This is a genomic window from Luteitalea sp. (assembly GCF_022842525.1).
Taxonomy (GTDB): domain Bacteria; phylum Acidobacteriota; class Vicinamibacteria; order Vicinamibacterales; family Vicinamibacteraceae; genus Luteitalea.
Genome location: NZ_JALHPM010000018.1, coordinates 1 through 23,998, shown reverse-complemented (window position 1 = coordinate 23,998; position 23,998 = coordinate 1). Strand labels below are relative to the sequence as shown.

Below are 23,998 nucleotides of genomic sequence, written 5' to 3'. Positions count from 1 at the left end.
ACACCGGCAGCCGTGGCCTGCAGCGATGGACGACGCGAGGCGACCATCGCTGCGCCCTTGGGCGCCATCACGGCGCGGGGAAGACGACCGCCTTGCCCGTCCTGGCGCTCTCGCGTGCGGCGTCGAGAATCTCCGACACGATCAGGTTGTTCTCGAGCGAGGTCGGGCCCGACGGCACGAGGCGTCCGCGCACCACGGCGGTGAGGTAGTTCAGCGCGTTCTGCTCGTCCACGGGCCAGTCCTCGGCGGGCACGTCCGCCATCGGCTTGCCCCGCAGCTTGGTCCGCACGGCGCCGCCACCGGTGGCCCACGCCGCGGCGCTCTCGGTGTAGACCTCGAGATCCTTGCGGTGATCGGGCCAGTTCCACGACGCCTGGACGATCGCCTGCGCCCCGTCGTACTCGATGACGATGGTCGCCTCGTCGTCCACCTTCGCGTAGATGGCGGGCTTGTGCGTCTGCGTCACGGCGGTCACGCGCAGCGGGCGCGCGTTGTCGAGCAGCCAGGTCGCGATGTTGGCGCCGTAGCAGCCGAAGTCGTAGAGCGCACCGGCGCCGTTGCGCACCGGATCGGAGAGCCACGCGAAGAACTCCGGCTGCGTGCCGATCTCCTTGGGTCCGAAGTGCCCGTCCATCGCCACGATCTTGCGGATGCGACCGCCGGTCTTCTCCTGATGCATGAGCCGCCACACGGCCCGGTGGCTGCGGTACCAGGTGGTCTCGTAGTTCACCAGCACCTGGATCCGTCCACGCCGCGCCGCCTCGGCGATCGCCTTCGCGTGTGCCGTCGAGACGGCCAGGGGCTTCTCCACCATCACGTGGACCCCGTGCCTGGCCGCGATCTCGATGACCTTCAGGTGATCGAACGTGTCCGTGTAGACCACGAGTGCTTCCGGCTTCGTCGTGGTGATCAGGCGGTCGAGGTCGGCGAACAGCTTCGCGGCATCGATGGCGTGAGTGGCCGCGAACTTCTCGCGCAGGCCGGCGTCGGCGTCGTACACGCCGACCAGCTCGATGTCGGTGCGCTTGACCATGGCGTTCATGTGCCCGCGCACGTGACCGTGCACGAGACCGGCGATGGCGATGCGGAGCGGTCGGGTCTCAGCCGCCTGAGCGGCAGCCGGGACCGGCGCCAGCGACAGCGGCGCCACCATCAGCCACGCCGCGAGCAGGATCAGGGTGCGCCGCGAGACCGCGGGGCGTGAGGACACGGATTGGGGCATGGCACGGGCCTCCGGATGACGGAACGGCGCGAGCGTATCACGCAGTTCCACGCCTGCCCTGCGGCGACGGGCGCTTGTGAAGCTGGACGCACCTCCGCTATGTTCGGCGGATGGCCGGACCGCTGACGCCCACGCATTTCCCGACGCCGTTGTCCGACTACCCGCCCGCCGCGGCGGGCGGCCTGCTGCAGACCCTCACGGATCGCATCAGCCAGGACCCGTTCAACCTGATCGCGACCGGCATCTTCCTCCTGGCCATCATTCACACCTTCATGGCGCCGCGGTTTCTCGCGCTCGCCCACCGGATCCAGCACCAGGCCGACCACGACGCCGATGCGGCCGGGCGCGCCCGCCAGCCGGCGTTCGCCTCCGAGGTGCTGCACTTCGTCGGCGAGGTCGAGGTGGTCTTCGGGCTGTGGGCCCTGGTGCTGATGGTGGCGGTGACCTGGAACCGCGGCTGGGACACGGCCAAGCACTACCTCAACGACACGGTCAACTACACCGAGCCGCTGTTCGTGATCGTCATCATGGCGCTGGCCTCGACCCGCCCCATCATCGTCTTCGCCGAACGGGCCATGAGCAAGGTGGCCGCCCTCGGCAAGGGCACCCCGGCGGCGTGGTGGTTCGCCACGCTCACCGTCGGTCCGCTGCTCGGCTCGTTCATCACCGAGCCGGCGGCCATGACCATCTGCGCCCTGCTCCTCGCGCGCCAGTTCTACGACCTCGAGCCGAGCCCCCGCCTGAAGTACGCCACGCTCGGCCTGCTGTTCGTCAACGTCTCCATCGGCGGCACGCTGACCCACTTCGCGGCGCCGCCCATCCTGATGGTGGCGCGCACCTGGGAGTGGGACCTCTGGTACGTGATGTCGCACTTCGGCTGGCGGACGCTCATCGCGGTGTTTGCCTCAGCCCTGCTGTACTACCTGATCTTCCGCAAGGAGCTGCAGACGCTGTCGGCCCGCCCCGCCGTGCGGGACGCCGAGGTGCCCGACTCCGATGCCGCCACCTCCGGGTTCGGCGCGCTGCTGCCGGTGCCGGCCTGGATCATCCTGGCCCACGCCGCGTTCATGGGGTGGACCGTCCTCAACTCGCACTACCCGGCGCTGTTCCTCGGCGGCTTCCTGTTCTTCCTCGGCTTCGTCAAGGCCACCAGCCCGTACCAGTCGGAGGTCTCGCTGAAGTCACCGCTGCTCGTCGGCTTCTTCCTCGCCGGCCTGGTCATCCATGGCGGGCTGCAGGGCTGGTGGATTGCCCCCGTGCTCGCCAGCCTGAGCGAGACGCCACTGTTCTTCGGTGCGGCCATCCTGACCGCCTTCAACGACAACGCGCTCATCACCTATCTCGCCACACTCGTGCCGAACATGAGCGAGACGGCGAAGCTCGCCGTCGTGGAAGGTGCCGTCACCGGCGGCGGTCTGACCGTGATCGCCAATGCGCCCAATCCCGCCGGGCAGGCCCTGCTGTCGCGCTTCTTCGGCGGGGCCATCGCGCCGCTGTCGCTGCTCGCCTCGGCGTTGCTGCCGACGGTGGTCGCGGTCATCTGCTACCGGTTCATCCCGTAACGCATGACCGACGCCCTGCTCGCCTTCTCGCACGTCACGGTCATCCGTGACGGCGCCACGATCCTCGACGACTTCTCCCTGGAGATTCCCGCCGGGCAGCACGTCGCCATCGTCGGTCCCAACGGCTCGGGCAAGAGCACGGTGCTCAAGCTCGTGACCCGCGATCTGTGGCCCGTGGCGCGGCCCGAGGCCTCGGTCACGGTGCTGGGGCAGCAGCGCTGGACGCAATGGGATCTGCGCGCCGCCATCGGCATCGTCTCCAACGACCTGCTGGCCACCTGCACGCGCAAGGTCACCGGGCGCGACCTGCTGCTGTCGGCGTTCTTCGGCAGCATCGGGCTGTGGCCGCATCACGCGCCCACCGCCGCGATGCACGCGCGGGTCGACGAGGTCCTCACCTGGCTCGGCCTGCCGCATCTGGCCGACCGCCTGATGACCCGGATGTCCTCGGGTGAGGCGCGGCGACTGCTGATCGGACGCGCGCTCATCCACCGGCCGCGCGCCCTCATCCTCGACGAGCCGATGACCAGCCTCGACCTCGGCGCCGCCCACGACATCCGGGCGACGATGCGGGCCCTGGCACAGGAGGGCACGACCCTGCTGCTGGTGACCCACGACCTGGCCGACATCGTGCCGGAGATCGGCCGCGTGGTGCTGCTCAAGCAGGGCCGCGTCGAGGCCGACGGCCCGACGCACGAGCTCCTCACCACCGAGCGCCTGACGGCGCTCTACGACCGGGCTGTCGAGGTGACCCACCGCGACGGCCACTACCACGCGTGGTGAGACCACGATGATGGATGGGCCGGCGGTGAGCCGCATGCGGATGGCGCCGGCTCGCCGAGCCGGCCGACTCCGCGGTCCCTGGTTGGCCTGGTCCGTGCAAGGGCGGGATGCCATGACCAGTGCGAACAACAGCCGTCCGGCGGGCGACCGCGACCAGCCGGGAGACATCCACGAGGCCGTCGAGGCCACGGGCGGCACCGGCATCGAACCGGGCCGCGGGCCGGCGTCCAACCTCCAGAAGGACCCCGATGACTGGACCACGGGCGACGAGTCGATGACCGACGCCCAGCGCTCGTACCTCACGACGCTGTCCCAGGAAGCCGGTGAGGACCCGCCGGGGGACCTGACGAAGGCCGAGGCGTCCAAACGCATCGATGCGCTCCAGCAGCAGACGGGACGCGGCATCGATCGCTGACATGAACCTTTCCGACCTCGAGTCGCTGTCCTTCGCCAGTGCGTTCGTCGACACCCTGCCCGGAGACCCGTCGTCGCGCAACGTGCCGCGACGGGTGCCGGGGGCCAGCTACTCGCTCGTCGCGCCGACACCCGTGGTGGCGCCGTCGCTGCTGGCATGGTCCGACGCTGTCGGGGCGCAGCTCGGGATCGCCCGCCCCCCGCTGGGGCCCGGGCCGGTGGCCGACGTACTCGCCGGCAACCGGCTGCTGCCGGGCATGCGTCCCTACGCGGCGCGATACGGGGGACACCAGTTCGGGCACTGGGCCGACCAGCTCGGCGATGGCCGGGCGATCACGCTCGGCGAGGCACAGGGTCCGGACGGCCGCTCGTTCGAACTGCAGCTGAAGGGCGCCGGCCCCACCCCGTACTCGCGCCAGGCCGATGGGCGGGCGGTGCTGCGCTCATCGGTGCGCGAGTTCCTGTGCTCCGAGGCGATGCACGGTCTCGGGGTGCCGACGACGCGGGCGCTGAGCCTGGTGGCGACGGGCGATCTCGTCGTTCGCGACATGTTCTACGACGGCCACCCCGAAGCCGAGCCGGGGGCCATCGTCTGCCGCGTCGCGCCGTCGTTCGTCCGCTTCGGACACTTCGAGATCCATGCCACGCACGGCGAGATCGACATCCTGCGGACGCTCGCCGACTACGTCGTCACGACGCACTACCCGGAGCTCGGCGCGCCCTCGAGCGCGACCTACCTCGCGTTGTTCGAAGAGGTCTGCCGTCGCACGGCTGTCCTCGCCGCGCACTGGACGCGCGTCGGGTTCGTCCACGGTGTACTGAACACCGACAACATGTCGATCCTCGGCCTCACCATCGACTACGGCCCCTACGGCTGGCTCGAAGGGTACGACCCGACGTGGACGCCCAACACGACGGACGCGGCGACGCGGCGCTATCGCTACGGCCAGCAGCCCAACATCGCGCTGTGGAACCTGGCGCGGCTCGGCGAAGCCCTGTCGCCCCTGATCGACACTCCGGACGACCTGCATCGCGGGCTCGAGGTGTTCCGCTCGACCTTCAGCACGGTCTACGGAACCATGCTGGGCGACAAGCTGGGCCTCGACACGCTCGACACGACCGGGGAGGACCCGCTGCTGACCGGGCTGTTCTCGCTGCTCGAAGCGGAGGAGACCGACATGACGATCTTCTTCCGCGGCCTCGCGCGGGTGCCGGTCGACGATGACGGCAGCGATGACTCGGCGTGGGTGGCGCCGGTGCGTGAGGCGTTCTACGACCCGGCCGTCCTGGACGGCCCGCACCGGGCGCGACTGCTGGCCTGGCTGCGCGAGTACGCCGCTCGCGTGCGCGGCGAACGACGCCCGCGCGAACAGCGCATGGCCCGCATGGACGCCGCCAACCCGAAGTACGTGCTGCGCAACTACCTGGCGCAACAGGCCATCGATGCGGCCATGACCGGCGACACGGACGTGATCGCGCGACTGCTGCGGGTGCTGGCGCGCCCGTACGACGAGCAGCCGGGCGAGGACGACCTGGCCCAGCGGCGCCCGGAGTGGGCCCGCCATCGTCCGGGCTGCAGCGCGCTCAGCTGCAGCTCGTAAGGTCCTACTTCCCTGTCGCGATGCCTTCGCGGCGCGGATCGGCGCCGGCCGCCCATCCGGTGGCCGTGCGCGCGATGCCCTGCACTCCCGACGTCTGCTCGAGGTAGCGGACCTCGTGCCCGCGGGCTTCGAGTGCGGCGCCGACGACGGCGTCGATGCGGTGCTGCTCCAGTTCGGTGGGGCCGTTGCGGCTGCCGAAGTTCGGCAGGCTGATGGCGTCCTGCACGGGCAATCTCCAGTCGAGCGTGCCGATGAGGACCTTGCCGACGTAGTTGATGATGGCCGAGCCGCCTGGGGATCCGAGCGTCATCTGCAACTGCCCGGACGTGCGGTCGAACACCAGCAACGGCGTCATCGACGATCGCGGGCGCTTGCCCGGCTGCACGCGATTGGCCACCACCGTCCCGGCCGCGTCGCGCGGGGTCAGCGAGAAATCGGTGAGCTGGTTGTTCAGCATGAAGCCGTGCACCATCTGGCGCGACCCGAACGCATCCTCGACCGTGGTGGTCATCGCGACGGCATGGCCAGAGGCATCCACCACCGAGATGTGCGAGGTGGACGCCTGCTCGAGACTCGGGGCCGCGACGGCCGCCTGTGTCCGGCCCGGCGGGACCCCGGGCTCGGCGCGGCCCATCGACCGTTCGCCCAGCAGCGTCGCGCGCTGGCGGATGTAGGCCGGGTCCATCAGGCCGGCGACCGGCACCTCCACGAACGCGGGATCGGCCAGGTAGGCGTCGCGGTCGGCGAACGCCAGGCGCCCAGCCTCCGCGAACAGATGCACGGCCTCGGGCGACACGCGCCAGTGCCCGGCATCGAGACGGGTCGGCGCGAGCGACCTGAGGTCGCGCGTTTCGAGGGTCCCCAGCATCTGCGCCAGCGCGACGGTGCCAGACGACGGCGGGGGAAAGCCGCAGATCCGCGCGGCACGATAGACGAAGCAGAGCGGGTCGCGCTCGACGGGCTGGTAGGCCGCGATGTCGGCCTCCGAGAGCAGCCCGGGGTTGGTCGGATGCGTGCGCACCTTGGCGACGATGTCGCGCGCGAGGGGTCCGCCGTACAGCACGTCGGCGCCCTCGCTGGCCACACGGCGAAGCACGGCCGCGAGCGCGGGGTTGCGCAGGCGGAACCCCGCCGGGTGCGGCTGCCCGTCTGCGGCGTAGAAATACGCCCGTGCATCAGGATCGGACGGCAGCGCCTTCTCGTTGGCGAGCAGACGTGCGAGCCGCGGGCTGATCAGGAACCCCTGCTCGGCCAGGGCAATTGCCGGGGTGAACAGTCGCGCCCAGGGCAGCGTGCCGTGACGCCGGTGCGCGAGCGCCAGCATGCGCACCACGCCTGGCACCCCGACGGACCGCCCACCGACGATCGCCTCGGCGGCGCGCATCGGCACGCCATCGCGCAGGAAGAGGGCGTCGGTTGCGGCCGATGGCGCCGTCTCGCGCCCATCGAGCGCCGTCGTCGTCTGGCCGTCCCAGTGCAGCAGGAAGGCACCGCCGCCGATGCCGCTGGACTGCGGCTCCACGAGCGTCAGCACCATCTGGACGGCAATGGCGGCATCGATGGCCGAGCCACCCGCCTCGAGCATCTCCGCCCCCGCCGCCACCGCGAGCGGATTGGCCGCCGCGACCATCCAGCGCGACGATGACCAGCCCGGCTTGTCGGTCCAGCCGCTGCCCGATTCGGGAGGGCCGTCCTGCGGCGTGGCCGCAGTGCGCCCGCTGCGCACAGGCGCGGCGCAGGCCGCGAGGAGAAGGAGTCCGGACAGGGCCAGGCCGCCCAGCAATCGCTGCATGAGGCGGAGCATACCGTAGGGCCATGCCGATGGCCGCGCCCTTGCATGGGAAAGCGGCCATGAACATCGAAGGCCTGATGACGCCCGATCCTGCCTGCTGTACGCCCGACACCTCCATCCAGGACGTCGCACGGATGATGGCGCTGCACGACTGTGGCGAGATCCCCGTCGTGGACGCCGCCGAGGGCGGTGCCCTCGTGGGTGTGGTCACCGACCGCGACATCGTCGTGCGCCTGCTGGCACGCGACAACGACGTGGCCAGCGCGACGGCCGCGTCGTGCATGACGCAGCCGGCGCTGTCTCTGCCCCCGGACGCCAAGGTCAGCGACGCGATCGAGATGATGCAGTCGCACCAGATTCGCCGCCTCCCCATCGTCAAGGCCGATGGCACCGTGTGCGGCATCGTCGCGCAGGCCGACCTGGCGCGATGGGCCACCTCCGAGCAGACCGGCGACCTCGTGCGCGACGTCTCCGAGCCGCAGCGGATCGGCTAGCGCGCGGCGTTCGCCGTCGCCGTGCTGCGGTCGCCGCTAGATGCTGGCGATGCGCAGCGAGCGGTCGAGTGTCGGTGGGGTGACCGTGGTGCGGGTGAGACCTGCCTGCATCACGGCCACGCCCAGGGCCAGCGAGCGCGTCGCCGCCTCGAGCGACAGTGCCGGGGCCTGCCCCGTCGTCATCGCGTCGAGCAGTGCGCCGAGCACGGACCCGCCGACGAGGTCCTCGGGCGTCATCCACGCGGACGGATCGACCGGGGACAGTTCGCGGTAGCCGGTGTAGCGCGGGCTGTCGGCCGGCGTGGCGACCTCCCAGACGTCGTTGCCGATCCGGACACGTCCTGCGCTGAAAACCAGATCGAACTGGAAGACGAAGTACTGCTTGGCGCCGCCGGTCACGAACACTTCGGTGCCATCCGCGAAGACGATGTGCGCCCGGCCGCCGCGGTCGTGGATGCCGTCGCGCAGCGCGCTGGCGTACCGCGCAGCATCCGCGGCGTCGCGCGTGTGATCGTCGCCTGAGGCGGCCGCCTCGTGGGCCGGTGTGTCGAGGTCGGCATCGACGCGCACCCAGGGACCGCACCAGGCCAGCAGCAGGTCCCACGCGTGGGTACCGGTGTGCACGACGTGCCCGCTGAAGAGCACGTGCATGGACTCGAGGCGGCCGAAGGTCCCCTCCCGAATCCAGCGGGACACGGCCCGGTAGCGTGGCTCGAGGCGCCGTGGGTAATCCACCACGGCGGCCGCGCCAGCGGCGGCCACCTCGCGTGTCAACGTCTCGCCGTCCTCGACGGTGCAGGCGACGGCCTTCTCGATCCACAGCCCACGCACCCCGGCCGCGATCGCTGCCAGGCTCATCGCCGCCCGGTCGGTCGCGTAGGCGCACACCGACACGATGTCGGGCCGCTCCTGCTCGAGCAGGTGATGGTAGTCGGCGTAGAGCGATGTGTCGGCGATGCCCCAGTCGATCCCGAACGCGGCCAGCCGATCGGCGTCCACGTCACACCCGGCGACGAGGGCCGTCCGCGGGTCGGCGGCGTACCACCCGGCGTGGGTATGGGGGCGCGGTCGCAACGGGTCCCGCTCCAGCAGCGAGGCGATCCGCCCGGTGCCGATGATGGCGGCGCGATGCGAGGAGGTGGGGCGGCTCATGCGCGGATCGTAGCGGCGGTGGCTCGCGTCCGGCCAGTGAGTTCCGTCTGCACGGGCACCACTCCCAGCTCAACCGTGCGTACAATGCACGCGGCGCGAGACGCCCATCCATGTCCGAGCGACGGTCCCACGGCGATGGTGCACTCGATGTGCAGGTGCTCGAGGCGCTGGCAGAAGGCCAGCCTCTGCTGGAGACCCTCGCGCTGATCGCCACCGGGCTCGAACGGGGCATCGACGGGGCGCTGGTCTGCGTCAAGCTCGTGTCCGATGACGGCCGTCGCCTCGACTACGCCAGCGCTCCCAGCCTGCCGGCCAGTTATGTCGAGGCGACGACTCAGCAGCCGGTCGGCCCCCTCGACGGCGCCTGCGGGACCGCGGTTCACACGCGCCGGGCGGTGTTCGTCGAGGACATCGCGACCAGTCCGCTGTGGCACCAGCACCGTGACGTCGCCCTGGCGCACGGATTGCGGGCCTGTTGGGCCCTGCCCGTGCTCGGCGCCGGCGATCAGCCCCTCGCGGCGTTTGCGGTGTATCACCGGACCCCGACCCGTCCCACCTGGGGACAACTGCGCGACCTGGATCGCTTCCGGCATCTCCTCCGCATCGCCGTCGAGCGCGATCGGAGCGAGCGCGAGCTCAGGGCAAGCGAGGAGCGTTTTCGCCTGGCCTTCCGCGACGCGGCGTTTGGCCTCGCGGTGTCTGACCTGAGCGGACGGCTGCGCATGGTGAACCGCGCGTTCGCGCGCATGCTCGGTTACGAGGTCGACGAACTGCTCGCGCGCGAGGCGCTGGATCTGACTCATCCCGACGATCGCGCTGACAGTGATCGGCATGCCCGGGAACTCGCCCTCGGCCAACGGCAGTCCTTCACGCGCGAGAAGCGCTATGTCGCCAGGGACGGGCGCGCCGTCTGGGCCCGCGTCACAGGGTCGGCACGGCGTGATGACCAGGATTGCGTCGCGGAGCTGTTCGTGATCGTCGAGGACATCTCGCGGCAACGGGCCCTCGAGCAGGAACGCCGCTACGAGCAATCGCTGCTGCAGATGGCGTCGCGCGTCGGCCGGTTCGGCGCCTGGATCATCGACCTCACGACTGGCGTGCCACACCTGTCGCGCGAGGCGCTCGACATCCACGAGCTCCCTCACGACACCGTGACGACACCAGAGGTGGTCCTCGCGCAGTACCCGACCGAACACCGGGCCAGGCTCGTCGCCTGCCTCGAACGATGCCAGCGCGACGGCACACCGTTCGACGAGGAGTTCCCGTTCATCACGGTCAAGGACACGCCACTCTGGGTGCGGGTGATCGCCGAGGCGTCGCGCGACGAGACTGGTGCGATCGTCCGCCTGCAGGGGGCGCTGCAGGACATCACGGAGCGGAAGGTTCTCGAGCAGCAGTGGCTGCGATCCCAGCGGCTCGAGAGCATCGGGACACTCGCGGGCGGGATCGCCCACGACCTCAACAACGTCCTGACGCCGATCACGATGGGTCTCGGTCTCCTCAGACCGGGGGAGCCGGACCCGGCGCGGCAGCAGATGTTCGCGGTCGTCGAGGCCAGCGCCTCGCGTGCGGCCGCCATGGTGCGACAGGTGCTGTCGTTTGCGCGCGGTGCCGAGGGACAGCGGTCGGTCGTGTCACCGGTGACCCTCGTCCACGACGTCTCCGCCCTCCTCAGGGAGACGCTGCCCAAGCACATCACGCTCGCCGTCGATGCCCAGGACGACACCTGGCAGGTGGAGGTCGAGCCGACCCAGCTCCATCAGGTGCTGCTGAACCTGTGCGTGAACGCACGCGACGCCATGCCCGGTGGCGGCACGCTCAGCATCCGCACGCGGAACCACCGGCAGCAGCCCGACGCCGTGGTCTACGCCGACCTGTCGCCGGGACGGTATGTCGTCTTCAGCGTCGAGGACACCGGCGTCGGCATCAGCCCTGACATCATCGGCAAGATCTTCGACCCGTTCTTCACGACCAAGCCGCCAGGCAGCGGCACCGGTCTCGGTCTCTCGACGTCCATGGGGATTGCACGCGCACACGGTGGACACATCGACGTGTGCAGCTCGGAGGAGGGCACGAGGTTCGACGTGCTCCTGCCCGCGGCCGAGGACGCCGATCCGGAGGTGAACGCGACTCGCGACGATGCCGTGACGGAGGGCTCCGGCGTGACCGTGCTCATCGTGGATGACGAGCCGGCCGTGCGGATGCTGATGCGACACGTGCTCGAGGGCGCGGGCTACCGGATTGTGGAGGCCGACAGCGGCGCAGGCGCCCTGCAATGCCTCGAAGAGTCACCAAAGCGGTTCGCGGTCGTCGTGACCGACCTGATGATGCCCGGGATCGATGGCGTGGCCCTGCTCCGACGCATCAGGGCGAGCTATCCCGACATGCCGGTCGTGGCGACCAGCGGCATGGCCAGCGCCGAGCGCCTGGCGGAACTCGACGCGGCCGGGCTGACCGCCTTCCTGCAGAAACCCTACGCCCCCGCCGACCTCCGCGCCACCGTGGAGCGCGCCCTGTACGCCAGCCACGCGTAACGCGTCGCCTACCTGGCCGGCACGGCGTGATCCTTCATCGCCTCGGCCCGCCCATTGGCGATGAAGGCCGTGACCACGTCGGCGTGGGCCTGAATCAGCTTCACCACGTAGGGATCGGTCGAGGTCTCGACCACCTTCACACCTCTGGCCGTCACCTCGTGCTTCAGGACGATCTTGTCCGCGTGGGCGAACACCTCGCGGAACAGCGGATCGCGCTGATGGATCGGTCGGGCCTGAGTCACGCGGGCGGACATCGCCTCGACATGTCCCTGGATGGCCTTCGCGATCACCGGATCGTCGGACTCGGTGATCGACTCGACGCCGTCCGGCCGGGCGGTCACCTGCCGGCGAATCTTCGCGCCGTTGTCGAGCAGTTGATGGAAGACGGCCATGTCGGCCTGGTGCGAGGCGTCCTGCATCATGCCGCGCCCGCGGCCCATCCCCTGCCCCATCCCCTGCCCCGCGCCTGCCGGGGGCCCCTGCGCGGCGAGCGAGATGGTGGCGGCAGCCGCCACCATCGCTGTGGTCACGACGACACGAAGACCTGCTGTCAACGAATGCGTGGTCATGGACGACTCCGGAGAAGGAAGGCGCGGCGCGCTGTCACGCGCACCGCTGGAATGCCGGCAAGTGGGCCAGCAGGGAGGCGCTGCGATTGCTCTCGAACACCTGCCGTACGTCGGCAGGCAGGTCCTGCTTCAGCAAGTCGTCGTAGAGCGCGATGTTCTCGCGCTCGGCCACCACGCCGGCCGCACAGGCGGCGGTCACCGTGGGGAAGTGCGGGACGGTGGCCACGGTCCAGGCCGACGCCGGCACCGGCAGGGCCCGTCGCGTGAACATCAGGGCGATGGCGGCAGAGTGCCGCTGCTCCGCCCCGATGACGTTGACGAAGGGGGCGACCTGCCCGAAGTCGGCGACGACGCCCTCGTAGATCGTCTCGGCGCGATACTCGTCTTGCAGACCCCGTTCGAGGGCGGCACGAAGCTCGACGGTCAGCACCGTACTCGACGTGGTGGATGTGGGAGACGTCGGCGACGACGGACCGTCGTCGCAGGCGATCTGGGCACTGCTCGCCAACGTGACGAGCATGACGGCCAACACGAGTCTTCGAGTCACGGGGCACCTCCTGGCGCGCGTGCCTGCACGTCAGAGATGCGGGTGGTAACGGGAAGGTGACACGGGCCTCGGGGCCAGCCGGGATACGCTGGCGGCATGGACATCGCTGTCTTCGACACGCGTCGCTACGACCAGGAGGCCTTCGAGCAGGCCAACGCGACCCACGGCCATCGGTTGCGCTTCTTCGAGCCCCGGCTGACCAGCCATACGGCACCCCTGGCGGCCGGCGCGCCCGCCGTCTGCCCGTTCGTCAGCGACCGCGTCGATGCCGACACCCTGCGCATCCTGCACGACGGCGGCACCCGCCTGATCGCGCTCCGGTCGGCCGGATACAACCACGTGGACCTCGAGGCCGCCGCCACCCTCGGCATGCCCGTCGTCCGCGTGCCCGAGTACTCGCCGTACGCCGTGGCCGAGCTGGCGATGTGCCTCGTGCTGACGCTCAATCGCAAGGTGCATCGGGCCTACAACCGCGTGCGCGAGGCCAACTTCTCGCTCGAAGGCCTCGTCGGCTTCGACCTCCACGGCAAGACCTTCGGCATCGTCGGCACCGGACGGATCGGCCGGACCCTGGCGCGCATCGCGCACGGCTTCGGCTGTCGGGTGATCGCCACCGACGCCTGGCCCAATCAGGCGCTGCAGGACGAACTCGGCGTCACCTACGTCGTCGCCGAGGACCTGTACCGACAGTCGGACGTCATCTCGCTGCACGTCCCGCTGACGCCCGAGACCCATCACCTCATCAACGGCGCGGCGTTCGCCCAGATGAAGCCGGGCGTGACGATCGTCAACACCAGCCGCGGGGCGCTGATCGACACGCGGGCGCTCATCCACGCGTTGAAGACACGGCGGGTCGGCGCCGCTGGACTCGACGTCTACGAGGAGGAAGGGCCGATCTTCTTCCGCGACCTGTCGCAGCAGGTGCTGCAGGACGATGTGATGGCGCGGCTGCTGACGTTTCCCAACGTTCTGATCACGGCGCACCAGGGCTTCCTGACCCGCGAAGCCCTGGCCAACATCGCCGACACCACGCTCGCCAGCGTTTCGGCCTTCGAGCGCGGCGAACCGCTCGTCCATCAGGTCGAGGCGAAGACGGGATCGGACGCCTCGGCGAGGCGTCCCTCCCGATGACTCGGCGAGCGTCCGTCCCAACGACGGACGGCGCCCCTCGGTCTCAGGGCGCGATCGAGAGGATGACGCGCCGGTACGACGTGAGGCTGGGCGTGCCGGCGTCAGTCACTTCGAGGAGCACGTGGGCGAGGCCGGGGACGAGCGGCGTCACCGTAGCTCGTGCTGTGGCGTCGGCGGCGATGCGCACGCGCGGCGCCTCGCGGACGCCCCGCGCCGCCGGTGGTGATCCGCTGCTCGACTCGGGCGGCATGCTGGGTGGCGGACCGCTCGCCACAGGCACGCCGGGGATGCCGGCCCCAGCCTCGGGGTAGAACCACCAGCGATACGTCAGGGCGTGGCCATCGGGGTCGCGGGTGCCCGCCGCGTCGAGCACGACGGGCGTGCCGACCGCAGCCGTGATCGCGACCGGTGCCGCACCCGACTGACCGTTCACGACGACCACCGGGTTGTGGTTGGCGGCGGCCGGTTCGAGGACGGTCCACGCCATACGGGCCGCGAAGTCATGCTGGAAGGCCTCGCGCCAGCGCCACACCGTCGCCTGATCCGAGGTATGCATCTGCCCGTCGGTGCCCCGCACGGTGTCGCGCGACGACGAGAGGCGGCCCGGGTACGAGTCGCCGCCCTGGGTCCAGAAGGCGCGTGGCTCGCCGTGCGGCTGGCGCCACACGTACCGTCCGCCCCACCCGCCATGCGCCGGGCTCATCGCACTCGCCAGGCCGTTGTCGATGAGACCGAGGTACGCCGGCGTGTCGCCTTCGTGGATGCAGCACGGATACGGGTAGTGCTTGCCGAGGGGGCCGCGGGCCCGGATGTTGGCGTCGACCCAGGCGTCGGTGAAGGTGCGGAAATCCGCGCCCGGCGCGTTGCGGTAGAAGAGGTCACCGCTGATGCCGGTCCCCGTGGCCTCGGCATACTCCTGCCCGTCCTGCGTCGAGGGCGACGCGATGTAGTGCAGGTCGGGGAACTCGCGACGCAGCCATGCCCCGGCGTCGTCCTGGTCGGAGATCGTGTAGACACGAAGGCGCGAGACGAGTCGCGCGAGTTCGTCGGTCGACAGCTGTGCACGGGCGTCGATCAGCGCCTGCGCGAGAGTGTTGGCACCGCCCCAGGCCGTCACCCACAACGGGCGCGGGTCGTCGCGGCGCATCGCCGCCAGGAGCAGCGCCGAGCCCGCCGTCCCCTTTCCCGCGCCGGTCGCTGCCATGCCGTACCCATCCTGGCCCGCGGCGACGAGACGCTTCAGATCCGCGGCGGCCGGAAACCCGGGAGCGTGGCGAAGCAGATTCGGCTGCACCGCCGCGTAGGCATCGAGCACCGTGTGCAGCACGTCGGGACGCACACCGGTCCTGAGCCAGGTGGACGTGGTCGCCACCAACCCCTCGAGGTCGAAGTGGTTGGCGTAGACGAGCAGTCGCACCAGCGACATCTGGTCGTCCGGCTCGTTGGCGATGTCGGTCAGCACCACCATCCGCACGCGCGACGTGTGCGGGTCGATGCGACTGGCGATGGGATGCGGTGCCGGCGCAGGCGCCTGCGCGGCTGGCATCGCCACGACGCCCAGCGCCAGCACGGCCCCCAGGGATGCCGTCAGCGACGCGGACGCCACACGACGAGCACGGAGTCGACGATCGATGGGCATGGGTAGCTCAGGCCGTCGTGGCCGCGCCCACGGTCGTGGCGTCTGGCACCTCGATCAACCTGCCCGATCGGACGTCGTAGACGTAGCCGTACACGGGGATGCTCGCCGGCACCAGCGGGTGCTGGCGGATGCGCGTGACGTCGTCCACCACGCTCTGCGTCTGGTCCTTGATCGTCAGCCAGTCGATGTACTCGCCCGCCGATGATCCCGGGCCAGTACCGACGTCGGTGAAGCCCTCCGCCGTCAGCTGCGCGGTCTCGAGGCTGCTGCGCAGAAGTCCCCGCATCACGTCGTCGGTGAAGAACAGCATGCCGCAGTCGGTGTGGTGGATGACGAACCACTCGCGCGTGCCGAGCAGCTTGTAGGAGATCACCAGCGACCGGATGGCATCGTCGCTGGCCCGTCCGCCGGCGTTGCGGATCACGTGCGCGTCACCTTCGGCGAGGCCTGCGTACTTGGCCGGGTCGAGGCGAGCGTCCATGCAGGTGAGGATGGCAAAACGGCGCGCGGGGGGGAGCGCAAGGCTGCCCTTGTCGCCGAACGACGCGGCGTAGCTGGCGTTGGCATCGAGGACGGCTTGGCGGGTCTGGCTCACGGGTCTGGCTCCTGGTGCGCCGGTCGGCTGGGCGCGAACGATATCTGCGGACGTGGTGAGGGTCGACGCTATCGCGGACGGTCACGCCCCACAAGCGCGACGTGTGTCACACGCCCGCCACCCTGCCCCTGTTGTCGAGATGTCGCTCTTCCTGTATTCCTTCCCTCGTGCCGCGCATCGCCGTCGTCGGTAGCCTGAACATGGACCTGGTTGTGGTGGCGCCGCGGTTCGCCCAGCCTGGCGAGACGATTGCCGGGGACCGCTTCCTCACGGTGCCGGGCGGCAAGGGCGCGAATCAGGCCGTGGCGGCGCAGCGGCTCGGCGGAGAGGTCGCGATGATCGGCGGCGTCGGCGAGGATGCCTTCGGCGCCAGCATGACGCGCGGGCTGGCCGATGAAGGCATCGACGTGCGGCACGTGGACGTGCGTGCCGGTCATGCCTCCGGGGTGGCGCTGATCACCGTCGACGGTGCCGGGGAGAACACGATCATCGTCGTCGCTGGCGCCAACGGCACGCTCACGCCAGACGACGTGACGCTGGCGCGCGAGGCCATCGAGGCGGCCGACGTGCTGCTGCTGCAACTCGAGATCCCGATGGCGGTGGTGCTGGCGGCGGCGCGCACGGCGCGAGATGCCGGGCGCATCGTGATCCTCAACGCAGCGCCGGCGGCCGCCCTGCCCGACGCGCTGGTGCCGCTGATCGACTACCTCGTGGTGAACGAGACCGAGCTGTTCGCCATCGCGGGCGACGCGGCAGACGACCAGCCGGCGGCGCTGGCGGCGCTGCGCGCCCGCGGGGCTGGCGCCGTGGTGGTGACGCTTGGCGCCGCGGGGGCGCGTCTCGAGCCGCGCGAGGGCGCGGCCAGTCTCGTGCGGGCCTATGTCGTCGAGGTGGTGGACACCACCGCCGCCGGCGATGCCTTCGTCGGGGCGTTCGCGGTCGCCCTGGCGGAAGGACGGCCTGCCGTCGAAGCCCTGCGCCGCGGCAACGCGGCCGGCGCGTTGACGGTGACGAGGGCTGGCGCGCAACCATCGATCCCGACCCGCGCCATCGTCGACGCCTGGCTGGCCGACCGCCTCACGTAGCTGTCGACCTTGCCTCACGTAGCCGTCGACCTCTACCTCACGTAGCTGTCGACCTTCAGGTCGACAGTCGACAGTTTGCCAGCTCGACAGGCGCCCCTCACCGCACCGGCGTGCTCTCGCTGGCGCCGATCAGCGCGCGCATCCGATCCGAGACCTTTGCGGTGGTCGTGCCGTCGCGCCGCACCACGATCAACGCAGCGGCTTCGTGGTCGCGCTCGACGAGCGCCAGACCGCGATCCACGCCGAGCACGCCAATCGCCGTATCCAGTCCGTCGGCATCGATGCCGTGGCGAGACACGACCGTGACGGTGATGTCGTCGACGAGGCCCGTGCGCGACGCCGGGTCGATGACATGCGAGTACCGGCGCCCACCGACATCGAGGTGCTGTTCGGCATTGCCGGAGGTGGACACGGCGCGATGCGTGAGGCGCAGGATCGGCGGGATGGTCGCATCGGTGAGGGAGCCGTCGTGGATGCGGATGCGCCAGCCCGGCTGCCCGGGCGGCGCGTCGCTGCAGGCGATGTCGCCACTCACGGCCACGAGCGCACTGCGCACGCCGGCGCGCGTCACCGCCGCGAGCGCCTCGCTCGCCGCGTAGCCCTTGCCGATGGCACCGACGTCGAGCTGCATCCCGGGGATGTCGAACACCACGGTGCGGCGCGTCTCGTCGAGGGTCACGTGCGTGTAGCCGCTGCGCTGCGCCGCCGCCTGGAGCGCCGCGGCGTCGGGCAGCTGCCTGGCCTTGCGCGCCTCGCGCCACAGCCGAATCACCGGGCCCTGCGTCACGTCGAAGGCGCCCTCGGTCGCTGCCGACAGCCGCAGCGACCGCTTCAGGACCGCGAACAGATCGGCACTCACCGCGACCGGGGTGCGCACCGCCTCGCGCGTCACCCGATTCAGTTCGCTGTCGGGCACGTAGTCCGACAGGATGGCGTTCAACTCGCGAATCCGCGCGAACCCCGCCGTGAAGGCCACCCGCGCCGCGGCCGCGTCGGGCGCGTACACCGTGATGGACACCAGCGTGCCCATGTGGGGCTCGACCCCCTCGAAGCGCTCGAGCGGCGCGTCTGCCGCTGGGAGGGACGCCTCGCCGAGGCGTCCGACCACCCCCAGCAACACGAGCATCATCCCCGCGATCCCGCGCCCCATCTCCATGGCATGTCCCGACCTTCTCATCCGACTTCTGACTTCTGACTTCCGACTTCCGACTTCCAACTTCCAACTTCGGCCTTCCCGGTGCCCGGTGCCCGGTGCCCGGTTCCCGGTTTCCGGTTCCCGGTTCCCGGTCTCCGCGTGGCCCTGCCGTCCCCTACAGTCCGAACACCCGCGTCGCATTGTCGTGCAGCAGCTTGCGCTCGATCGCCATGCTGGCGGCCAGGCGGCGCACGACGGCGATCGTCTGCGCGCCCTGGCACGTCTCGCCGCCGCCCACGTGGTCGTTGCAGTCGCTGCCGTAGAGCAGCTTGTCCTGGTGGCGCGTGAGGAAGTCCCGCGTGAACGCCTCGTCACGCGTCAGCGCGTTGAGGCCCGAGCCGGCCGAGAGGTCGGCGTACATGTTCGGGTAGTCACGAAGATACCGGTCGGTGAGGCCCCCGGGCGTGACGGGCCCCTTCGGATACAGCACCGTCTGATCGCGATGGTTGGCGTCGATGTTGGCCCACCACGTCTGCGCATGCCCGATGAAGGTCACCCGCGGAAACTTCTCGAGCATCGTCGAGAAGCGGTCGAAGCCGTGGTTGTACATGCCGAACTGCCAGTGCATGAGCACGGGGACGCGTCTCGCCTCGGCCAGTCGGTAGATCGCCTGCATCGCCGGCGAATCGCAGGCGACACCGAACTTCTGCTCGGCGATGACGATGGCGCCGCGATCGATCTGTCGCCCGATCTCGTCTGTGGCCCCGTCGAGGTCGGGCACGTCGTTGGCGCCGAAGCGGTAGGCCTGCGGATGCGCCGTCGCGAAGGCGTAACAGGCGTCGTTCCCCAGCGCCTCGGCCTGCAGGCCGTTGGCCTTGCCGTCGTGTGTGGAGGCCCGAGTCGCCGGGCGCCCGGCCGGCAACAGGATGGTCGTGGTGACCCCCATCGCCCGCTGATGCGCCAACAGGACGTCGTCGGGGCGCCCGCTGTAGCCGACGTGCTGGTGGATGTCTATGATGGGGTCTCCCGGCGCCTGGAGGCCAGACGACAGGCGCGGGAACGCCATGCCGGCGACTGCCAGCCCCGAGGTCGAGAGGAACGTCCGCCGAGAAGCCATGCGCCTCATTGTGTCCCGACTTGTCCGCCGTAGCCTCGGCAGAGGCGGGTTCCTCATCGTCTTTTTGCTCGTGGCGGCCGTGCCCGGCGACATGCCGCCAGTCGCGCGAGGCCTCGCGCCGGCGACGCTGCATGGTCAGGCGCCTGCCAGCGCTCGGCCGTGGCCGCCGGGTGTCCAGGCGGTGTCGCCCGCCTCCCCGGCCCTCTCGCCCGACGCCGAGCACGCGACGTTCCATCTCGCACCGGGCTACCGCATCGAGCTCGTGGCCAGTGAGCCGCTCGTGCAGGATCCGGTCGCCATCGATTGGGACACGGCTGGTCGCCTGTGGGTGGTGGAGATGCCGGGCTTCATGCCCGATATCGCCGCGACGGGCGAACACGAACCGGTCGGGCGCATCGTCGTGCTGGAGGACCGCGACGGAAACGGCGTGATGGACCGGCGCACCGTCTTCGCCGACGGGCTGGTGCTGGCGCGCAGCGTGAAGGTGCTGTCGGACGGCGTGCTCGTGGCCGAGCCGCCCAACGTGTGGCTGATGCGCGACACGAACGGCGACCTGCGGATGGACACGAAGACGCGCATCACCGACCAGTTCGGCCGTCTCGACATCGACGTCGAGAACAACGCCAACGGCTTCGACTGGGGGCTCGACAACCGCATGCGCACCGCGGGACAGTCGCGGCTGCACTTCCAGTGGAAGGCCGGCTCGATCCTCGCCGCGCCGTCGCCAATCCGCGGCCAGTGGGGCACGACGCATGATGATGTCGGGCGGACGTTCCGCAATACGAACGAGTCGGCCCTGCACGTCGATCTGGTGGCAGGCGAGTACTTCGCGCGGCATCCGCAGTTGCTGCGCACGCGCGGCAGCTACGAGCGGCTGGCCATGCCGGACAACGACCTCAATGCCGTGTGGCCGGTGCGGCCGACGCCTGGCATCAACCGCGGCTATCAGGCGGGGGTCCGTCGCGCCGACGGCACGCTGGCACGTCACACGTCGGTGTGCACGCCCGTCGTGTACCGCGGCGACCGGTTGCCTGCCGACGCACGCGGCAACGTCTTCGTCGCCGACCCTGCCGCGAACTTGGTGAGCCGCATCACGCTGCGTGAGGAGGGCGTCACGCTTCGCGCGGCCAAGTCTTACGCCAATGCCGAGTTCCTGGCCTCGACCGACGAGCGGTTCCGGCCGGTCCACCTGTCCAATGCCCCGGACGGCGCGCTCTACCTCGTCGATCTCTACCGCGGCGTCGTCGAGCATCGCCTGTCGCTGACGACGTACCTCAAGTCGTACATCGAGGCGCAGGGGCTGCTCGAGCCGAGGGGGATGGGACGCATCTGGCGCATCGTGCAGGATGGCGTCGCGCGCGACACGTCGCCACTGGCGATCGCCACGCCGCAGGCGCTCGTGGCCACGCTGTCGCATCCCAACGGCTGGCGGCGCGACACGGCGCAGCGTCTGCTCGTCGAGCGAGGTGATGCCTCGGTGGCACCGTCGCTCGTGCGGCTCGCGCGCGAGGCGACCGACGAGCGGACGCGACTGCATGCGCTGTGGACGCTCGATGGCCTGGACGCCATCACCGTGGCGCACGTCGAGGCCGCACTGTCGGATGAGTCGCCGCACGTGAGGGCTGCTGCCCTGCGGATCGCGGAGCGCTGGCTCGATGCCCCGACGCCGGCGCTGCGCGCGGCGATCGAGGCGCGTGCCGAAGACGCCGATGCGCGTGTGCGCCTGCAGGCCGCCGCGACGCTGGGCGTGCTGCCGGCCGACGACCGCAAGTGGGAGGCGCTCGCCCGTCTGCTCGCGCGGGCGGGCGATGACCCGATCCTGATCGACGTGGCGCTGACGGGGGCACGTGGCGCCGAAGGGACGCTGCTGGCGCGGCTCGTCCGCCTTCGTGACGTCGACGACGGCCCGCTCGGAGAGCGGGCCCTACCCACGACGACGTCCCCCACCGGGGCGCGAAGTGCGATGGCGATGCTGGCGGCGACGATGTATCGCGGGGGTCGCGATGCCGACGCGCAGACCTGGCTGGCGCGGACGGCAGACGAGGCGGTGCCGGCCTGGCAGCGTGAGGCCCTGATGCACGGGGCAGAGCTGGGCATTCTCGGCGCGCCGATTCCCGGCCAGTTGCCGCCGCTTCCCGCGCTGCCGGGCACCGCGTGCCCGACGTGCCCGGGCGGGCGCCAGAGTGCCGGGGGCGACTACGCCTTCGAGTGGCCCGCGGCTGCCAACTCGTACACGCGTCCGGGCAACGCGACGCCCCCGCTGCGGCTCGCGCGCGCGCCAGAGACGTTCCTGCGCCTCGCCGCGCAGGACACGCCCCTCGGCAAGCAGGCGGCGGCGGTGCTGACGCGCATCACGTGGCCCGGCAAGCCGGGCGACGAGGCCGCGCCCCCGCCGCTCTCGCCGGTCGAGCAGACGCGCTTCGATGAGGGGCGGACGCTTTACGAGGCCATGTGTCAGGCCTGCCACCAGGCCGATGGGCGCGGGCAGCCCGGCCGCGCCGCCAGCCTCGTCGGTTCGCCGATCGCGCTGGCAGGTCCCGAGGTGCCGGTGCGCGTCCTGCTCGGTGGCAAGGAAGGCACCACCGGCCTGATGCCGCCGCTCGGCGCCGGCCTGACCGACGCGCAGGTGGCCAGTGTGCTCACCTACGTGCGCCGCGAGTGGGGCCATGGCGCGTCACCGGTCGACCCGGCGCTCGTCGCGCGCGAGCGCGGCGCCGGCAAGAGCCGCACACGCCCCTGGACCGACGCGGAGCTGATGCGGTCAACGCCCCGGATGTAGGCGTCGGACCGGCGTCGCGGGGTAGGGCCGGCTCTCCTGGGTAGGGCCGGCTCTCCGAGCCGGCCGTCACCGTCAGACCGCCGTCACCGCTGACGCGCGCGCGACGGCCCGTTCGGAGAACGGGCCCTACCCACTGTCGCTGACCGCCGTCCCCCACGGGCGTACAATCCGAGGCATCCCGCTTCCTGGAGTTGCCCGCATGTCCTCGCGTTTCGTTCTCAGCACGGCCCTGCTCGTCGCGGCGGGCATCGGCCTTGTCGCGCGCGGGCAACAACCCGCGCCGGCCCAACCCGTCCTTGGCACGCGCACCGTCGCGCTGCTCGCCGTCGACGGTCTGAAGTTCAAGGACCTGAACAAGAACGGCAGGCTCGACGTGTACGAGGACTGGCGCAAGCCAGCCGACGTGCGCGCCGCTGACCTCGTATCGCAAATGACGCTCGAGGAGAAGGCCGGCCTGATGGTCAGCCCGACGCTGGTGATGGGCCCGGACGGCACGGTGAACGAAGAAGCGCGCACGATGCCCAACCCGTTCGGTGGCCCGTCGTGGACGATGCCGGGGACGTCGGATGCGCTGCTGACGCTGCACATCCGACAGTTCATCAACCGCGCCAACGTCAGCCCGCGCGTGATGGTCAACGGTCTCAACGGCGTGCAGGCGATCGCCGAGACGTCGCGCCTCGGCATCCCGGCGTTCTTCGTCACCAACCCGCGCAACCATCTCGGCGGCACCGCGGTGGTGGGCATCCAGGAAGCGGGCGGCAGCTTCTCGCAGTGGCCGGGCTCGCTGGGCCTGGCGGCGACGCGTGACATGGCCCTCGTGGAAGCGTTCTCGCGCATCTCGGCCGAGGAGCACATCGCCGTGGGCATCAGAGGCGCCTACCATCCGCAGATCGACCTCGCGACCGAACCGCGCTGGGCGCGCATCTCGGGGACGTTCGGCGAGGATGCCGAGCTGACGAGCGACATCGCCCGCGCCATGGTGCGCGGCTTCCAGGGGCCCACACTCGGCCCGAAGAGCGTGGCGCTGATCTTCAAGCACTTCCCGAGCGGCGGACCCGCCATCGGCGGGCAGGACTCCCACTTCGAGTACGGCAAGTACGCGGTCTACCCCGGCAAGAACCTCGAATACCACATCAAGCCGTTCAAGGCGGCCATCGATGCGGGCGCGGTGGCCATCATGCCGTACTACTCGATCCCGAAGGACATCACCACCGAACAGGTGGGCATGTCGTACAGCAAGGAGATCGTCACCGATCTGCTGCGCACGCGGCTCGGCTTCACGGGCGTCGTCAACTCCGACTCCGGCATCACCACGAGCATGGTGTGGGGCGTGGAGTCGCTCACCGTCGAGCAGCGCTACAAGAAGGGCATCGAGGCCGGCGTCGACATCTACAGCAATGACGCCACGCCCGAGCATGTCGTGAACCTCGTCAAGAAGGGCGAGCTGACGGAAGCGCGCGTCGACGAGTCGGCGCGACGCATCCTGCGCGTACGCCTCGGTCTCGGCATCTTCGAGAACCCGTACGCGGATGCCGACCACGCCGAGCGCGTGATCCGCAACGCGGCGTTCCAGAAGCAGGGCCTCGAGGCGCAGCGCAAGTCGCTGGTGCTGCTGCACGACCAGAAGCAGGTGCTGCCACTCAAGGGCGGCGCCAAGGTGTATGCCGAGGGCGTCGATCCGAAGGTCCTCGCCGTGCGCGGCTTCACCGTCGTCGCCACGCCGGAGGAAGCCGACATTGCCGTGCTGCGCGTGACGTTCTCGGAGGTCGCGACCGAGGTGCCGGGCGCGCGGCCGATGGGTCCGCGTGCAGGTGGCGGCCGGGGGCCCGGGGCAGGGGCGGGTCAGG

19 protein-coding genes are annotated in these 23,998 nt (G+C 70.5%); 10 read left to right on the top strand and 9 right to left on the bottom strand.

Translation table 11 applies throughout. The features are described 5' to 3' along the window. Positions 1-67: 67 nt before the first annotated feature. Positions 68-1,210 carry a Gfo/Idh/MocA family oxidoreductase gene (locus Q0C41_RS05745; protein ID WP_291981773.1) on the bottom strand — a complete coding sequence of 381 codons (1,143 nt, stop codon included), beginning with the start codon at positions 1,208-1,210 and terminating at the stop codon, positions 68-70. A gap of 122 nt (positions 1,211-1,332) precedes the next feature. Here Q0C41_RS05745 and Q0C41_RS05740 point away from each other — a divergent pair, with 122 nt between their 5' ends. The 4 genes from Q0C41_RS05740 to Q0C41_RS05725 all read left to right on the top strand — a co-directional run bounded on the left by Q0C41_RS05740 (position 1,333) and on the right by Q0C41_RS05725 (position 5,582). After that, positions 1,333-2,784: a putative Na+/H+ antiporter gene (locus Q0C41_RS05740; RefSeq protein ID WP_291981772.1), complete on the top strand. Its 1,452-nt coding sequence runs from the start codon at positions 1,333-1,335 to the stop codon at positions 2,782-2,784. Between the two features lie 3 nt (positions 2,785-2,787). Further along, positions 2,788-3,567, top strand: coding sequence for an ATP-binding cassette domain-containing protein (locus tag Q0C41_RS05735; RefSeq protein ID WP_291981771.1), 780 nt, complete (start codon positions 2,788-2,790; stop codon positions 3,565-3,567). 112 nt (positions 3,568-3,679) lie between these two features. Then, entirely contained in the window at positions 3,680-3,982 is a 303-nt protein-coding gene (locus tag Q0C41_RS05730) for a DUF3072 domain-containing protein (protein ID WP_291981769.1), read from the top strand. A gap of 1 nt (position 3,983) precedes the next feature. Then, positions 3,984-5,582 carry a YdiU family protein gene (locus Q0C41_RS05725; RefSeq protein ID WP_291981767.1) on the top strand — a complete coding sequence of 533 codons (1,599 nt, stop codon included), beginning with the start codon at positions 3,984-3,986 and terminating at the stop codon, positions 5,580-5,582. Positions 5,583-5,586: 4 nt separating this feature from the next. Here Q0C41_RS05725 and ggt read toward each other — a convergent pair whose 3' ends face one another. Then, positions 5,587-7,374 (bottom strand): gamma-glutamyltransferase, encoded by a 1,788-nt coding sequence (gene ggt, locus Q0C41_RS05720; RefSeq protein ID WP_291981766.1) that lies wholly within the window; start codon positions 7,372-7,374, stop codon positions 5,587-5,589. Positions 7,375-7,403: 29 nt separating this feature from the next. Here ggt and Q0C41_RS05715 point away from each other — a divergent pair, with 29 nt between their 5' ends. After that, positions 7,404-7,868 (top strand): CBS domain-containing protein, encoded by a 465-nt coding sequence (locus Q0C41_RS05715; RefSeq protein WP_291981764.1) that lies wholly within the window; start codon positions 7,404-7,406, stop codon positions 7,866-7,868. Between the two features lie 36 nt (positions 7,869-7,904). On the opposite strand, the gene Q0C41_RS05710 is transcribed toward Q0C41_RS05715, so the two are convergent. Continuing rightward, positions 7,905-9,020 (bottom strand): Gfo/Idh/MocA family oxidoreductase, encoded by a 1,116-nt coding sequence (locus Q0C41_RS05710; RefSeq protein WP_291981762.1) that lies wholly within the window; start codon positions 9,018-9,020, stop codon positions 7,905-7,907. 110 nt (positions 9,021-9,130) lie between these two features. Between Q0C41_RS05710 and Q0C41_RS05705 the strand changes: the two genes are divergently transcribed. Next, positions 9,131-11,554, top strand: coding sequence for a PAS domain S-box protein (locus Q0C41_RS05705; protein ID WP_291981760.1), 2,424 nt, complete (start codon positions 9,131-9,133; stop codon positions 11,552-11,554). Between the two features lie 8 nt (positions 11,555-11,562). On the opposite strand, the gene Q0C41_RS05700 is transcribed toward Q0C41_RS05705, so the two are convergent. Continuing rightward, positions 11,563-12,123 (bottom strand): hypothetical protein, encoded by a 561-nt coding sequence (locus Q0C41_RS05700; protein ID WP_291981758.1) that lies wholly within the window; start codon positions 12,121-12,123, stop codon positions 11,563-11,565. A gap of 34 nt (positions 12,124-12,157) precedes the next feature. Beyond that, positions 12,158-12,670, bottom strand: coding sequence for a hypothetical protein (locus Q0C41_RS05695; protein WP_291981757.1), 513 nt, complete (start codon positions 12,668-12,670; stop codon positions 12,158-12,160). Between the two features lie 96 nt (positions 12,671-12,766). Here Q0C41_RS05695 and Q0C41_RS05690 point away from each other — a divergent pair, with 96 nt between their 5' ends. Next, positions 12,767-13,801, top strand: coding sequence for a 2-hydroxyacid dehydrogenase (locus tag Q0C41_RS05690; RefSeq protein ID WP_291981755.1), 1,035 nt, complete (start codon positions 12,767-12,769; stop codon positions 13,799-13,801). Positions 13,802-13,844: 43 nt separating this feature from the next. Here Q0C41_RS05690 and Q0C41_RS05685 read toward each other — a convergent pair whose 3' ends face one another. Together Q0C41_RS05685 and Q0C41_RS05680 are read right to left on the bottom strand one after the other, a co-directional pair. Further along, complete coding sequence (locus tag Q0C41_RS05685; RefSeq protein ID WP_291981753.1) at positions 13,845-15,440, bottom strand: nucleoside hydrolase-like domain-containing protein; 1,596 nt, start codon at positions 15,438-15,440, stop codon at positions 13,845-13,847. Between the two features lie 7 nt (positions 15,441-15,447). Next, a complete protein-coding gene (locus tag Q0C41_RS05680; protein WP_291981751.1) occupies positions 15,448-16,035 on the bottom strand; it encodes a carbonic anhydrase in 588 nt (195 codons plus the stop codon). A gap of 167 nt (positions 16,036-16,202) precedes the next feature. Here Q0C41_RS05680 and rbsK point away from each other — a divergent pair, with 167 nt between their 5' ends. Continuing rightward, positions 16,203-17,120, top strand: a complete 918-nt coding sequence (gene rbsK / locus Q0C41_RS05675; protein ID WP_291981749.1) for a ribokinase — start codon at positions 16,203-16,205, stop codon at positions 17,118-17,120. Between the two features lie 97 nt (positions 17,121-17,217). On the opposite strand, the gene Q0C41_RS05670 is transcribed toward rbsK, so the two are convergent. Together Q0C41_RS05670 and Q0C41_RS05665 are read right to left on the bottom strand one after the other, a co-directional pair. After that, on the bottom strand, positions 17,218-18,276 hold the full coding sequence (locus tag Q0C41_RS05670) for an FAD:protein FMN transferase (RefSeq protein ID WP_291981747.1): 1,059 nt from the start codon (positions 18,274-18,276) through the stop codon (positions 17,218-17,220). Between the two features lie 154 nt (positions 18,277-18,430). Then, positions 18,431-19,372 (bottom strand): amidohydrolase family protein, encoded by a 942-nt coding sequence (locus Q0C41_RS05665; protein WP_291981745.1) that lies wholly within the window; start codon positions 19,370-19,372, stop codon positions 18,431-18,433. Positions 19,373-19,553: 181 nt separating this feature from the next. Between Q0C41_RS05665 and Q0C41_RS05660 the strand changes: the two genes are divergently transcribed. Together Q0C41_RS05660 and Q0C41_RS05655 are read left to right on the top strand one after the other, a co-directional pair. Then, positions 19,554-22,151 carry a c-type cytochrome gene (locus tag Q0C41_RS05660; protein WP_291981743.1) on the top strand — a complete coding sequence of 866 codons (2,598 nt, stop codon included), beginning with the start codon at positions 19,554-19,556 and terminating at the stop codon, positions 22,149-22,151. A gap of 199 nt (positions 22,152-22,350) precedes the next feature. After that, on the top strand, positions 22,351-23,998 hold a 1,648-nt coding region (locus Q0C41_RS05655; RefSeq protein ID WP_291981741.1), incomplete at its 3' end, for a glycoside hydrolase family 3 N-terminal domain-containing protein.